The following is a 12,886-nucleotide window of genomic DNA, read 5'->3' on the forward strand; positions in this document are numbered from 1 at the left end:
TGAGGTTAAGCGACTAAGCGTACACGGTGGATGCCCTGGCAGTCAGAGGCGATGAAGGACGTGCTAATCTGCGAAAAGCGCCGGTAAGGTGATATGAACCGTTACAGCCGGCGATGTCCGAATGGGGAAACCCAGTGCAATCCGTTGCACTATCACAGCATGAATACATAGTGCTGTGAGGCGAACCGGGGGAACTGAAACATCTAAGTACCCCGAGGAAAAGAAATCAACCGAGATTCCCCCAGTAGCGGCGAGCGAACGGGGAACAGCCCAGAGCCTGAATCAGCCTGAGTGTTAGTGGAAGCGTCTGGAAAGTCGCGCGATACAGGGTGACAGCCCCGTACACAAAAGCACACAGGTTGTGAGCTCGATGAGTAGGGCGGGACACGTGGTATCCTGTCTGAATATGGGGGGACCATCCTCCAAGGCTAAATACTCCTGACTGACCGATAGTGAACCAGTACCGTGAGGGAAAGGCGAAAAGAACCCCGGCGAGGGGAGTGAAACAGAACCTGAAACCGTGTACGTACAAGCAGTGGGAGCCTCTTTTATGGGGTGACTGCGTACCTTTTGTATAATGGGTCAGCGACTTATATTCTGTAGCAAGGTTAACCGTATAGGGGAGCCGCAGGGAAACCGAGTCTTAACTGGGCGTTAAGTTGCAGGGTATAGACCCGAAACCCGGTGATCTAGCCATGGGCAGGTTGAAGGTTGGGTAACACTAACTGGAGGACCGAACCGACTAATGTTGAAAAATTAGCGGATGACCTGTGGCTGGGGGTGAAAGGCCAATCAAACCGGGAGATAGCTGGTTCTCCCCGAAAGCTATTTAGGTAGCGCCTCGTGAATTCATCTCCGGGGGTAGAGCACTGTTTCGGCTAGGGGGCCATCCCGGCTTACCAACCCGATGCAAACTACGAATACCGGAGAATGTTATCACGGGAGACACACGGCGGGTGCTAACGTCCGTCGTGAAGAGGGAAACAACCCAGACCGCCAGCTAAGGTCCCAAAGTCATGGTTAAGTGGGAAACGATGTGGGAAGGCCCAGACAGCCAGGATGTTGGCTTAGAAGCAGCCATCATTTAAAGAAAGCGTAATAGCTCACTGGTCGAGTCGGCCTGCGCGGAAGATGTAACGGGGCTAAACCATGCACCGAAGCTGCGGCAGCGACACTATGTGTTGTTGGGTAGGGGAGCGTTCTGTAAGCCGTCGAAGGTGTGCTGTGAGGCATGCTGGAGGTATCAGAAGTGCGAATGCTGACATAAGTAACGATAAAGCGGGTGAAAAGCCCGCTCGCCGGAAGACCAAGGGTTCCTGTCCAACGTTAATCGGGGCAGGGTGAGTCGACCCCTAAGGCGAGGCCGAAAGGCGTAGTCGATGGGAAACAGGTTAATATTCCTGTACTTGGTGTTACTGCGAAGGGGGGACGGAGAAGGCTATGTCGGCCGGGCGACGGTTGTCCCGGTTTAAGCGTGTAGGTGTGTGTTCCAGGTAAATCCGGTTCACTTTAACACTGAGGCGTGATGACGAGGCACTACGGTGCTGAAGTGACAAATGCCCTGCTTCCAGGAAAAGCCTCTAAGCATCAGGTAACACGAAATCGTACCCCAAACCGACACAGGTGGTCAGGTAGAGAATACCAAGGCGCTTGAGAGAACTCGGGTGAAGGAACTAGGCAAAATGGTGCCGTAACTTCGGGAGAAGGCACGCTGGTGCGTAGGTGAAGTGACTTGCTCACGGAGCTGAAACCAGTCGAAGATACCAGCTGGCTGCAACTGTTTATTAAAAACACAGCACTGTGCAAACACGAAAGTGGACGTATACGGTGTGACGCCTGCCCGGTGCCGGAAGGTTAATTGATGGGGTCAACCGCAAGGTGAAGCTCTTGATCGAAGCCCCGGTAAACGGCGGCCGTAACTATAACGGTCCTAAGGTAGCGAAATTCCTTGTCGGGTAAGTTCCGACCTGCACGAATGGCGTAATGATGGCCAGGCTGTCTCCACCCGAGACTCAGTGAAATTGAACTCGCTGTGAAGATGCAGTGTACCCGCGGCAAGACGGAAAGACCCCGTGAACCTTTACTATAGCTTGACACTGAACATTGAGCCTTGATGTGTAGGATAGGTGGGAGGCTTTGAAGCGTGGACGCCAGTCTGCGTGGAGCCAACCTTGAAATACCACCCTTTAATGTTTGATGTTCTAACGTGGACCCGTGATCCGGGTTGCGGACAGTGTCTGGTGGGTAGTTTGACTGGGGCGGTCTCCTCCTAAAGCGTAACGGAGGAGCACGAAGGTCAGCTAATCCTGGTCGGACATCAGGAGGTTAGTGCAATGGCATAAGCTGGCTTGACTGCGAGCGTGACGGCGCGAGCAGGTGCGAAAGCAGGTCATAGTGATCCGGTGGTTCTGAATGGAAGGGCCATCGCTCAACGGATAAAAGGTACTCCGGGGATAACAGGCTGATACCGCCCAAGAGTTCATATCGACGGCGGTGTTTGGCACCTCGATGTCGGCTCATCACATCCTGGGGCTGAAGTAGGTCCCAAGGGTATGGCTGTTCGCCATTTAAAGTGGTACGCGAGCTGGGTTTAGAACGTCGTGAGACAGTTCGGTCCCTATCTGCCGTGGGCGCTGGAGAATTGAGGGGGGCTGCTCCTAGTACGAGAGGACCGGAGTGGACGCATCACTGGTGTTCGGGTTGTCATGCCAATGGCACTGCCCGGTAGCTAAATGCGGAAGAGATAAGTGCTGAAAGCATCTAAGCACGAAACTTGCCCCGAGATGAGTTCTCCCTGAGACTTTAAGTCTCCTGAAGGAACGTTGAAGACGACGACGTTGATAGGCCGGGTGTGTAAGCGCAGCGATGCGTTGAGCTAACCGGTACTAATGAACCGTGAGGCTTAACCTTACAACGCCGAAGATGTTTTGGCGATGAGAGACAGATTTTCAGCTGATACCAGATTTGAAGGAACGAACGCTTTTGCACTGAGGCAAGGCGGCAAGTGACGGAAAGGAAGGAGCATACTGAAGTATGTGACTGACTTTACGAGCGCAGCCAACGCCGCATCAGGGTGAAAGAGACGTTCCGGGCACAAAGAATTTGCCTGGCGGCAACAGCGCGGTGGTCCCACCTGACCCCATGCCGAACTCAGAAGTGAAACGCCGTAGCGCCGATGGTAGTGTGGGGTCTCCCCATGCGAGAGTAGGGAACTGCCAGGCATCAATCAAAGCCGAAAGCCTCATGCGAAAGCATGAGGCTTTTTGCTATGCTTTTTCCACGCGTTTTAATCCTCCCCTCACCGCTAAAGGAAGTAGCCATGGTCACGCTTTACGTTCAGCTGTATAAAAACCGCATGGTTGTACGCAATCTCAACACCCAGCAGCAGGTTTCCGGCCATCAACCCTTCAGCAATCAGCGCATCATTGTTGCCGACTTCTTTGTCGCCGAAAAGTTACTCCGGGATTTGGTTCAACAGGTTGCCCCGCGCTCTTTCTGGCAGTTCCTTCCTAAGTCAGGGAAGCTCGATATTCTCTCTCACGCACTGGAAATGAATGAAGGCGGTTTATCCATAGTTGAAGAGCGCGCCATCCTCGAAGTCGCCTTTGGTGCCGGTGGTGGTCGCTGCCGCGAGCTGCATGCTATCGCCGATCCCGCTCCGCTTAGCGATGCCCAGGTTTTAGCCACTCTGGAAGATATCAAAAAGCCAAAAGCGCCGGGAAATAACAATCCCACTATCATCAGCTAATACATTCCTGTACTGGCCGTAATGTGAAACTTTCTCACCTTCCACCGGCAGGCTCGACATTCAGAACATTTATGGGTATTGTCAGCTGTCTGGATGTCTAAACGTATAAACGTATGTTGTGAGGATATAAGTTATGCCGATTCGGGTGCAGGACGAGCTGCCGGCCGTCAATCTTCTTCGGGATGAAAACGTCTTTGTGATGACGACTTCGCGCGCGACAGTGCAGGAAATTCGTCCCCTGAAGGTGCTTATCCTCAACCTCATGCCGAAAAAGATCGAGACGGAAAACCAGTTCCTGCGGCTGCTCTCCAACTCCCCGCTGCAGGTTGATGTCCGCCTGTTGCGAATCGATTCACGCGAGTCGCGTAACACCCCCGCTGAGCACCTCAACACCTTCTACTGTAACTTCGATGAAGTGTGCGACGAGAATTTCGATGGCCTGATCGTCACCGGCGCGCCGTTAGGCCTGGTCGAGTTTAACGATGTTGCCTACTGGCCGCAGATCGAGCAGGTGCTGGCATGGGCAAAAGATCACGTTACCTCTACACTTTTCGTCTGTTGGGCAGTACAGGCAGCACTCAATATCCTTTACGGCATTCCGAAACAGACCCGCAGCGATAAACTCTCCGGCGTCTACGAGCACCACCTCCTGCAGCCTCATGCCCTGCTGACGCGCGGCTTCGATGACTATTTCCTCGCGCCGCACTCGCGCTATGCTGATTTCCCCGCTGCGCTGATCCGTGATTACACCGATCTCGATATCCTGGCAGAAACGGCAGATGGCGATGCCTACCTCTTTGCCAGCAAAGATAAGCGCATCGCGTTTGTCACCGGTCACCCGGAATACGATCCTGACACGCTGGCGAGCGAATATTTCCGCGACGTGGAAGCAGGCCTGAAACCTGAACTGCCGCACAACTATTTCCCGCAAAACGATCCGCAAAACAAACCGCGTGCTTCATGGCGCAGCCACGGTAATTTGCTGTTCATCAACTGGCTCAACTACTACGTCTACCAGATCACGCCATACGATCTTCGTCATATGAATCCAACCCTGGATTAAGCGTTTCAGCTCCAGACGAGAGGCACCTTCGGGTGCCTTTTTTGTTTGCGAAAATCACTTCACTCCCCAGTAAAAATTTATCTCCATTCTGATCAATCACTTATCATGTATTTATAATTAAAATGGAAATTGTTTTTGATTTTGGAAAATTTATTGTCCAGGATTGATCTTGCTGCACGAAAACTGCACAACCGATCTTCGTTTGCCCTGGAAAATGAGTTCGCTGCCAAAAGAGGAGACCGCACCATGACACAACAGGCGACCACAACTGAAGAACTGGCCTTTACCCAGCCATTTGGCGCGCAGGAGAAGCAGATCCTGACGCCGGCAGCAGTAGAATTCCTCAGCGACCTGGTCGCGCGCTTCACGCCAAAACGCAATCAACTGCTGGCAGCGCGCATTCACCAGCAGCAAGAGATTGATAACGGCAGGCTGCCAGACTTTATTTCGGAAACCGCTTCCATCCGTGAAGGCGACTGGACGATCCGCGGCATTCCTGACGATCTGCTGGACCGTCGCGTAGAGATCACCGGGCCCGTCGAGCGCAAAATGGTTATCAACGCGCTGAATGCAAACGTGAAAGTATTTATGGCGGATTTTGAAGATTCGCTGGCGCCAAACTGGGGAAAAGTGATCGACGGGCAGATCAACCTGCGTGATGCGGTCAACGGCACCATCAGCTACACCAATGAAGCGGGAAAAATTTATCAGTTGAAGCCCGATCCTGCGGTACTGGTTTGCCGCGTGCGCGGCTTACACCTGCCGGAAAAACATGTCACCTGGCGCGGAGAAGCGATCCCGGGGAGCCTGTTCGACTTCGCGCTCTACTTCTTCCACAACCATAAAAGTCTACTCGCCAAAGGCAGCGGCCCTTACTTTTACCTGCCGAAAACACAAGCCTGGCAAGAGGCCGCCTGGTGGAGCGAAGTCTTCAGCTTCACGGAAGATCGCTTCAACCTGCCGCGCGGCACCATCAAAGCAACGCTGTTGATTGAAACGCTGCCGGCCGTCTTCCAGATGGATGAGATCCTCCACGCGCTGCGTGACCATATTGTCGGGCTGAACTGCGGGCGCTGGGATTACATCTTCAGCTACATCAAAACCCTGAAAAACTACCCGGACCGTGTGCTACCGGATCGCCAGGTGGTGACGATGGATAAACCCTTCCTCAGCGCCTACTCCCGCCTGCTGATCAAAACCTGTCATCGTCGCGGCGCGTTTGCCATGGGCGGCATGGCGGCGTTCATCCCCAGCAAAGATGCCGAACGCAATAACTGGGTGCTGAACAAAGTAAAAGCCGACAAGCAGCTGGAAGCGGATAACGGACACGATGGCACATGGATTGCGCACCCCGGCCTTGGCGACAGCGTGATGGAGATTTTCAACGCGGCGCTGGGCAAGCATAAAAACCAGCTTTTCGTAACCCGTGAAGAGGATGCGCCGATCCGCGCAGAAGAGCTGCTGGCACCCTGCGAAGGGGAGCGCACGGAAGAGGGGATGCGTGCCAATATCCGCGTGGCGGTGCAGTACATCGAAGCGTGGATCACCGGCAACGGCTGCGTGCCGATTTACGGTCTGATGGAAGATGCCGCCACCGCGGAAATCTCCCGAACCTCTATCTGGCAATGGATCCACCACCAGAAGACGCTGAGCAACGGTAAACCGGTGACCAAAGCGCTGTTCCGCCAGATGCTGGCTGAAGAGATGCAGGTCATCCAGGAAGAGCTGGGTGAGCACCGTTACAGCAGCGGACGTTTCGACGATGCCGCGCGGTTGATGGAGCAGATCACCACTTCCGATGAGCTGATTGATTTCTTAACCCTGCCGGGCTACCGCCTGCTGGCGTAACCACCCGGGCTAATTTGTTCGCCACGTTGGCCAAGGCAGCGCTCATCATCCCCGCTATGACAAACAGGCTGCGGTGGGTGGGCTGGCCCTGAGCAAACGGCCTTCATCAATAACGCCTGGTACGCCAGGAGAAGAATAGGGAGCATCTGCATATGAAAACCCGTACCCAACAAATTGAAGCGCTGCAACAGGAATGGACACAATCACGCTGGGAAGGCATTCGCCGCCCGTACAGCGCGGAAGAAGTGGTGAAATTACGCGGCTCGGTCAACCCGGAGTGCACGCTGGCGCAGCTTGGCGCGGCCAAAATCTGGCGTCTGCTGAACGGTGAGTCGAAAAAGGGTTACGTGAACAGCCTTGGCGCATTAACCGGTGGTCAGGCATTGCAGCAGGCGAAAGCGGGCATCGAGGCGGTCTATCTCTCCGGCTGGCAAGTAGCGGCGGACGCCAACCTTGCCGCCAGCATGTACCCGGATCAGTCCCTCTACCCGGCCAACTCGGTTCCGGCGGTGGTTGAGCGTATCAATAACACCTTCCGCCGCGCGGATCAGATCCAGTGGTCGAGCGGCATTGAGCCTGGCGACCCGCGTTATGTCGACTATTTCCTGCCGATTGTTGCCGATGCGGAAGCGGGGTTTGGCGGCGTGCTTAACGCCTTTGAATTGATGAAATCGATGATCGAAGCCGGTGCAGCGGCGGTTCACTTCGAAGATCAGCTCGCCTCGGTGAAAAAGTGCGGCCATATGGGCGGTAAAGTGCTGGTTCCGACCCAGGAAGCGGTGCAAAAACTGGTGGCCGCGCGACTGGCCGCCGACGTGCTTGGCGTGCCGACATTAGTGGTCGCGCGTACCGATGCGGATGCCGCCGACTTGATCACCTCCGACTGCGATCCTTATGACAGCGCCTTTATTACCGGGGAGCGCACCAGCGAAGGGTTCTACCGCACCCATGCCGGCATTGAGCAGGCGATCAGCCGTGGCCTCGCTTATGCTCCTTACGCTGACCTGGTGTGGTGTGAAACCTCGACGCCCGACCTGGCGCTGGCACGCCGCTTTGCCGACGCCATTCACGCGAAATTCCCCGGCAAGCTGCTGGCCTACAACTGCTCGCCCTCCTTTAACTGGAAAAAGAACCTCGACGACGACACCATCGCGCGCTTCCAGCAGGAACTGTCGGATATGGGCTACAAATTCCAGTTCATCACCCTCGCGGGCATTCACAGCATGTGGTTCAACATGTTCGACCTTGCGCACGCCTACGCGCAGGGCGAAGGGATGAAGCACTACGTTGAGAAGGTGCAGCAGCCGGAGTTTGCCGCCGGGAAAGAGGGCTACACCTTCGTCTCGCACCAGCAGGAAGTGGGCACCGGTTACTTCGACAAAGTGACCACCATTATTCAGGGCGGAGCCTCGTCGGTCACGGCATTAACCGGATCGACAGAAGAGGCGCAGTTCGGCGTCTAATGCGCCCGACTGCATTGTGGCTGCCGGATGGCGCGGACGCGTCTCCGGCTTACACACTAATCCGGCCGTCACCTGGAGGTGCACATGTCGCGTGGCCTGGCGTTGTTAATTGCACAAACCATCCTGCAGGGTTTTGACGCGCAGTATGGGCGCTTTCTGGAAGTGACCGCCGGGGCGCAGCAGCGCTTTGAGCAGGCGGACTGGCACGCCGTGCAGCAGGCGATGAAACAGCGTATCCACCTCTACGATCACCACGTCGGTCTGGTGGTGGAGCAGCTGCGCTGTATCACCGACAGCCAGCATCCGGACGTGGAATTTTTGCAAGAGGTGAAAGCGCACTACACGCAGCTGCTGCCCGACTATCCCCGCTTTGAAATTGCCGAAAGCTTCTTTAACTCGGTCTATTGCCGCTTGTTTGATCATCGCTCTCTGTCGCCCGAGCGGCTTTTCATCTTCAGTTCGCAGCCTGAACGCCGTTTTCGCACCATTCCGCGCCCGCTTGCGAAAGCCTTCTGGCCGGAGCGCGGCTGGGAAGCGCTGCTGACAAAAGTGTTATCGGATCTGCCGCTGCGGCTGCCGTGGCAGGACAAAGCGCGTGACGTGCGTTATATCAGCGCTCACCTGCTGGAAGCCTTTGGCATGGATGCGCTCAACCACGCGCATTTACAGGTAGCGAACGAGCTTTTTTATCGCAATAAAGCCGCCTGGCTGGTGGGCAAACTCATCACCCCGGCGGGAACGCTGCCGTTTCTGCTGCCGATCCATCGCAGTGATGAGGGGGAGCTGTTTGTCGATACCTGCCTCACCACGCACGCCGAAGCTAGCATCGTGTTTGGCTTCGCCCGCTCCTACTTTATGGTCTATGCGCCGCTCCCGGCGGCCACCGTCGAGTGGCTGCGCGAGCTCCTGCCGGGCAAAACCACCGCCGAGCTCTATATGGCGATTGGCTGCCAGAAACATGCGAAAACAGAGAGTTACCGCGAATATCTCCACTACGTCACTAACAGTGATGAGCAGTTTATTGAAGCGCCCGGCATTCGCGGTATGGTGATGCTGGTGTTTACCCTGCCGGGGTTCGATCGTGTCTTCAAAGTAATTAAAGATGTGTTCCCGCCGCAAAAAGAGATGAGCGCCGCCCACGTTCGCGCCTGCTATCAACTGGTAAAGGAGCACGATCGCGTCGGGCGCATGGCCGACACCCAGGAGTTTGAAAATTTTGTGCTGGAGAAGCGGCAGATTGCGCCGCCGCTGATGGCGCTGCTGCTGGAGCAGGCGCCGGGTAAAATCACCGATCTCGGCGATCGGATTGCCATCAGCCATCTCTACATAGAACGGCGTATGGTGCCGCTCAATCTCTGGTTCGAGCAGGTGAAAGGCCAGCAGCTGCGCGATGCGGTGGAAGAGTATGGCAATGCCATCCGTCAGCTTGCCGCCGCCAATATTTTCCCCGGCGATATGCTGTTTAAAAACTTCGGCGTGACGCGCCACGGTCGGGTGGTGTTTTATGACTACGACGAAATCTGCTACATGACGGAAGTGAATTTCCGCGATATCCCCGCCCCGCGTTACCCGGAAGATGAACTCAGCGCCGAGCCGTGGTACAGCGTCGCGCCAGGCGATGTCTTTCCTGAAGAGTTTCGCCACTGGCTCTGCGCCGACCCGGAGATCGGCCCGCTGTTTGAAGAGATGCATGCCGATCTCCTTCGTGCTGACTACTGGCGTGGTTTGCAGGAGCGCATTCGCCAGGGGCACGTCGAGGATGTCTACGCCTACCGCAAACGCCAGCGCTTCTGCATTCGCTTCGCCCAAAGCGCGCTGCGGCAGGCCGGTTAACGCAGATGGGTGTTGTACTGCAACACCGAGTAGCTCAGGGAGCCAAACAGTAGCAGCGTCAACAGCATCACCAGAAAGGCGGCGGTGTTAGCTATGGCGCTGCGAAACAGCACGGTTTCCCTTGGCGTAAGCAGGATCGCAACCAGCGGCACAATAAAGGCGAAATGACCCACCACATCTGTGATGCCAAAGGGAATAAAGGCCAGCACCGCAATCAGCGCGAAGAGAGTGATGCAGGCATAGCTTGCCAGTTTGCCGCTGTAGATATGCCAGATCAGGCACAGCTCCACAAACCCGCAGCCGCGCACAAAGAAAGCCCAGTCCAGCTCCATCGCCAGCCACGGGTGCGCGCCCAGCAACTGGAAATAGAGATTCGGCTGCATAAATTTCTCCACGGCGCCCCATAAAAAGGAGTAGCAGAGCATCAGCCGCACAAAGGCAATCACCCGCTCGTCGTTTTCTACCGGCAGAAAGGTCTGGCTGATGAGATAGATACCGAGGGCGACAAACAGCAGGTAATCGAGCATATGGAACGCGCCGTAAAGCTGCACCGCATAGCTATAAAGAAACAGCATCAGTAGCCCGGCGATAAAGCTGGTTTTCCGTGTCAGGGCGGTGATGGCAATGGCGAGGTGAATAAAGGTCAGCCACGGGTTGGCCACGATCAGCTCTGGGGTGAGGATCACCTGCGGGTAGAAGAGGCCGAGGATGAGAAAAAAGAGGCCGGTTCCCACGCGCATAATTGCAGGAACCCAGTGATGGGCGCGCTGAAGTTGCGGGCGAAAGCGCGGGATCTCAGGTAATGAGGGGAGGCGGCGATCGGCCAGCGAGGTGGCGAAAATCACCAGCGTGGCGAAAACCAGCAGCGCCCAAAAGCTAAGTGAACCGGCAATCGCCGTCAGCGAGGCCGGGGCGATTTTGACGTCATAATCCACAAACCATTTCACATGCGCCCACACCGGAACAGGCAGCGCCAGCAGAAGGGCGGCAAGCGTACGACTATTACACTTCATCAAACAGAACCTCAGAAAGGGCATTGCCGCCAAAGTGCCACTGCCTGAGGGGGAACAACAATCAGAGATCCCTTCTATCGCCTGCGAGAGTGCCCGCGCGTATAGAGAGAACTCTTCTTTTAGGTGCGGATGCCGCCGTAAGCCAGCGTCACCTCTTTTGCCGCGCGGATCACCATTGCGCCCAACTCCGTGACGCGATCGTCGGTAATGCGCGAAATCGGCCCGGAGATTGAGATGGCTGCGAACGGCTCGCCGTGCTCGTCAAAAATGCAGGCGGCGACGCAGCGCAGGCCGAGCGCATGCTCTTCATCATCAAAGGAGTAGCCGCGTTTACGCGTCTGGGCGAGATCCTCTTTCAGATGCAGCGGTGACACCAGCGTGGCGTGGGTGTAAGCGTGCAGCCCCTGGCGGTGCAGCAGATTACCAACCTGCTCATCATCCAGCCGGGAAAGAAACGCTTTTCCCGCCCCGGAGGCATGCATTGGCAGCTTGCCGCCAATCGGCGCGGACATACGCATCAACTGCGTACACTGCACCTGATCGATAATGATCGCCTGATGATCGCTCTTATCCAGCACCGCCAGGTTCACCGTCTCGCCGGACTCCTCCATCAGCTTGCGCAGAATCGGGTGCACAATCGCCATCAGGTTGCGGCTTTGCAGAAAGCTACTGCCGACGATAAAAGCGTGCGCGCCAATCGCCCAGTGCCCCAGCTCGCCTACCTGGCGGACAAAGCCCAGCTGCTGCATGGTGGTCAATAAACGGTGGGTGGTGGAGTTGGGTAAACCGGCCTGCTGCGCCAGCTCGGTCAGCGCGACGCTACTGTGTGATTCGGCGATCCACTCGAGCAATTTCAGGCCGCGCGTTAAGGATTGCACCTGCCCGCCAGCGGGCGCGGCCGGAGCGGCGGCTTTTCTGCCACGTTTTGCGGGGACGGAAGCGACCATAGGAGCTCCTTTTCTGTATCGTGGAAATGGTTTTCGTTTTGCCAGAGTATAACGTAACTCCTTGGTGGACTGATCGGATGAGTTCGCCCAAACATATCGAAAAACGGCCCCACAGCTTGTTTATTGCCGCAAGTGTTTTGCCAGCTGACAATGTTGAGCGCAAAACGCAATGGTCTGTCTTACCTGGCTGAGAGGGTGCTCAGGGAATACCTCATCGTATTGCCGCTCGTCGCTCGGCAGACAGCGTAGCTTGCTTTCACGCAACCTGGCGAAAAGAGCGTCGGCGGATTCGATAAATTCGGGTTCCTCCTCGGCTGGCGCTTCATAGCCCTGGTGAAGAAGCAAGTTCGTGACGAACGCTTCGCGTATACCGGTATCGCCTTTTTCGATCGCTTCAGCATTAATCTGGAAAATACCCTGGCTTAAGGGGAGCCAGATAATCGCGACGTAATACATACCAAGCGAACCAGGTGTAGGGTCCCGATATTTAAATATGCCTTGCAACGCTGCCATTCCCTGAATATCGAGCGCTATCAGCTCCACCAATGCTCCATCGATTTTGGCCGTTTCCTGCTGCCAGTAGCGGGTAGCCGCGGCAATATCATCTAAGGCGAAGGGCCACTGCGTCGGTGGGAGCAGTTGCAGGCGCACTGCGTTTCGTTCTGGTGTAAACCACATCATAGTGGTTTCAAATGTCTCATACAGTTGCCACTTATCAACATTAAGTTTCAAGTCGCTGAGACGAGGTTTTTTATTGCCAAACAATGAGCGTAAAAACGACATAATCTGTTCCGTGACGAGGTGCGTTTATAAAGAGGCAAAAGATTTAGCATACATCGGCAGCATCGCCCAAAACTTGAACAAGGAATTCCCCGGAAAGGTTAGTGACTGGCGCGGCAATCGAGCTTACAGGCGTTAAGTGAACTTCTCTCATATTCCCCCCGCGTCGCTTTTCCACCCTGTGACTTTAT

8 protein-coding genes and 2 rRNA genes are annotated in these 12,886 nt (G+C 55.6%); 7 read left to right on the forward strand and 3 right to left on the reverse strand.

From position 1 onward, the window contains the following. The first annotated feature begins 3 nt into the window (after nucleotides 1-3). The 7 genes from ACWPW2_RS00195 to aceK all read left to right on the forward strand — a co-directional run bounded on the left by ACWPW2_RS00195 (nucleotide 4) and on the right by aceK (nucleotide 9,955). Nucleotides 4-2,910, forward strand: a 23S ribosomal RNA gene (locus ACWPW2_RS00195). Between the two features lie 195 nt (nucleotides 2,911-3,105). Beyond that, nucleotides 3,106-3,221 (forward strand): 5S ribosomal RNA (gene rrf / locus ACWPW2_RS00200). 98 nt (nucleotides 3,222-3,319) lie between these two features. Beyond that, nucleotides 3,320-3,748 carry a YjaA family stress response protein gene (locus ACWPW2_RS00205; protein WP_312119473.1) on the forward strand — a complete coding sequence of 143 codons (429 nt, stop codon included), beginning with the start codon at nucleotides 3,320-3,322 and terminating at the stop codon, nucleotides 3,746-3,748. A gap of 133 nt (nucleotides 3,749-3,881) precedes the next feature. Further along, nucleotides 3,882-4,811, forward strand: a complete 930-nt coding sequence (gene metA / locus ACWPW2_RS00210) for a homoserine O-acetyltransferase MetA (RefSeq protein WP_023478504.1) — start codon at nucleotides 3,882-3,884, stop codon at nucleotides 4,809-4,811. 246 nt (nucleotides 4,812-5,057) lie between these two features. Further along, the gene (gene aceB / locus ACWPW2_RS00215) at nucleotides 5,058-6,659 is read left to right on the forward strand and encodes a malate synthase A (RefSeq protein WP_454121224.1); all 1,602 of its coding nucleotides are present in this window, start codon (nucleotides 5,058-5,060) and stop codon (nucleotides 6,657-6,659) included. Nucleotides 6,660-6,811: 152 nt separating this feature from the next. Further along, nucleotides 6,812-8,122 carry an isocitrate lyase gene (gene aceA / locus ACWPW2_RS00220; protein WP_042712589.1) on the forward strand — a complete coding sequence of 437 codons (1,311 nt, stop codon included), beginning with the start codon at nucleotides 6,812-6,814 and terminating at the stop codon, nucleotides 8,120-8,122. 84 nt (nucleotides 8,123-8,206) lie between these two features. Next, the gene (aceK, locus tag ACWPW2_RS00225) at nucleotides 8,207-9,955 is read left to right on the forward strand and encodes a bifunctional isocitrate dehydrogenase kinase/phosphatase (protein WP_454121226.1); all 1,749 of its coding nucleotides are present in this window, start codon (nucleotides 8,207-8,209) and stop codon (nucleotides 9,953-9,955) included. On the opposite strand, the gene ACWPW2_RS00230 is transcribed toward aceK, so the two are convergent. The 3 genes from ACWPW2_RS00230 to ACWPW2_RS00240 form a co-directional block, all read right to left on the reverse strand. Next, on the reverse strand, nucleotides 9,952-10,968 hold the full coding sequence (locus ACWPW2_RS00230) for a hypothetical protein (protein WP_454121227.1): 1,017 nt from the start codon (nucleotides 10,966-10,968) through the stop codon (nucleotides 9,952-9,954). The two genes, aceK and ACWPW2_RS00230, sit on opposite strands and share 4 nt — an antisense overlap. A gap of 119 nt (nucleotides 10,969-11,087) precedes the next feature. Then, nucleotides 11,088-11,915 carry a glyoxylate bypass operon transcriptional repressor IclR gene (gene iclR, locus ACWPW2_RS00235; protein ID WP_023478496.1) on the reverse strand — a complete coding sequence of 276 codons (828 nt, stop codon included), beginning with the start codon at nucleotides 11,913-11,915 and terminating at the stop codon, nucleotides 11,088-11,090. 120 nt (nucleotides 11,916-12,035) lie between these two features. Further along, nucleotides 12,036-12,698, reverse strand: a complete 663-nt coding sequence (locus tag ACWPW2_RS00240; RefSeq protein ID WP_454121228.1) for a hypothetical protein — start codon at nucleotides 12,696-12,698, stop codon at nucleotides 12,036-12,038. Between the last annotated feature and the right edge of the window lie 188 nt (nucleotides 12,699-12,886).

The sequence above is a fragment of the Kosakonia sp. Marseille-Q7440 genome (assembly GCF_965119485.1).